Here is a 1,612-nt window from a genome sequence, read left to right as displayed (position 1 = left end):
CGTGGCGGTAGGCCTGGCGGGGCTGTTTCTGGAAGCCCACCCGGACCCGGACAACGCCAAATGCGACGGCCCGTGTGCGCTGCCGCTGGAGCAGTTGGAGCCCTTCCTGACGCAGCTGGCGCAGTTGGATGCCTTGGTGAAAGGCTTCGACCCTTTGACCATCCGTTAATCGCTGCGATAAACCGTGGTATACATTGGACCTAACCTCCATCAGACCGACAACCAAAGGACACTGTCATGACCAAAATTGTTGAAATCAGTGCGCTGGAAGTGCTCGATTCGCGCGGCAACCCGACCGTTCAGGCAACCGTGCGTCTGGAAAGCGGTGCCGTAGGCAGCGCCTGCGCGCCCAGCGGTGCCTCTACCGGCTCCCGCGAAGCACTCGAGCTGCGTGATGGCGACAAGGCGCGTTACCTCGGCAAAGGCGTGTTGAAAGCCGTGGACGCCGTGAATGGCAAGATCCGTGATGCGTTGTTGGGGATGGATGCACGGGACCAGCGCGGTCTGGATGACGCCATGCTGGCGCTGGACGGCACCGACAACAAGGCCACCCTGGGCGCCAACGCCATTCTGGCCGTGTCGCTGGCCGCTGCCAAAGCCGCTGCCAACGCCAAGGGCGTACCGCTGTATGCGCACATTGCCGAGCTATACGGTCAACCAGGCCAGTACAGCATGCCGGTACCGATGATGAACATCCTCAACGGCGGTGAGCACGCCGACAATAACGTGGATATTCAGGAGTTCATGGTGCAGCCGGTCGGCGCTGCCAACTTCCGTGAAGGCCTGCGCATGGGCGCGGAAATTTTCCACGCGCTGAAGAAAGTGCTGTCTGCCAAGGGGCTGTCTACCTCGGTAGGGGATGAGGGTGGCTTCGCGCCCAACCTGACATCCAACGCCGAGGCACTGGCCGTCATCAAGCAGGCGGTGGCCGATGCCGGTTATACCCTGGGCAGCGATGTCACCCTGGCGCTGGACTGTGCTGCCTCCGAATTCTACAAGGAAGGTCAGTACGACCTGGCCGGAGAAGGCAAGCGTTACGACTCCGCAGGGTTTGCCGACTACCTGGCGGGCCTGTGTGCGGACTACCCCATCGTCTCTATCGAAGACGGCATGGACGAATCCGATTGGGCGGGCTGGAAAGCCTTGACCGACAAGCTGGGCGACAAGGTGCAGCTGGTGGGCGATGACCTGTTCGTGACCAACACCAGGATCCTCAAGCGTGGCATCGACGAGCAGATCGGTAACTCGATCCTGATCAAGTTCAACCAGATTGGCTCGCTCTCCGAAACCCTCGATGCGATCAAGATGGCCCAGGACGCTGGCTTCACGGCGGTCATCTCTCACCGCAGTGGTGAGACCGAAGACACCACCATTGCCGACCTGGCCGTGGGCACTTGTGCAGGACAGATCAAGACCGGCTCGCTGTGTCGTTCTGACCGTGTGGCCAAATACAACCGTCTGCTGGTCATCGAAGCAGAGCTGGGGGAAGTGACTTACCCTGGTTTGAAGGCCATCAAGGGCCAATAAGCGAAAAAACCAGAGGCGGCGTGTAAGAGATCTCTCAAAAATTTGTAAGAGATCTCTTACAAATTCCGACGACATTCGCTCGGTA

General features: G+C 59.9%; 2 protein-coding genes. Both read left to right on the top strand.

Going from position 1 to position 1,612, the window contains the following annotated elements:
* The first annotated feature begins 1 nt into the window (after position 1).
* Positions 2-169, top strand: a complete 168-nt coding sequence (locus B7L71_RS16980) for a hypothetical protein (RefSeq protein WP_446497388.1) — start codon at positions 2-4, stop codon at positions 167-169.
* A gap of 68 nt (positions 170-237) precedes the next feature.
* Positions 238-1,527 (top strand): phosphopyruvate hydratase, encoded by a 1,290-nt coding sequence (gene eno, locus B7L71_RS05375; RefSeq protein ID WP_081136470.1) that lies wholly within the window; start codon positions 238-240, stop codon positions 1,525-1,527.
* Positions 1,528-1,612: the final 85 nt, after the last annotated feature.

Source organism: Halomonas sp. BC2 (genome assembly GCF_002078115.1).
Taxonomy (GTDB): Bacteria; Pseudomonadota; Gammaproteobacteria; order Pseudomonadales; family Halomonadaceae; genus Vreelandella; species Vreelandella stevensii.
Note: the sequence above shows the minus strand (reverse complement) of the source record. Positions and strands in the feature narration are given on the sequence as shown.

Excerpts from the sequence above, each read along its gene's own strand:
- eno (WP_081136470.1), top strand. The coding sequence starts at position 238 with ATGACCAAAATTGTTGAAATCAGTGCGCTGGAAGTGCTCGATTCGCGC.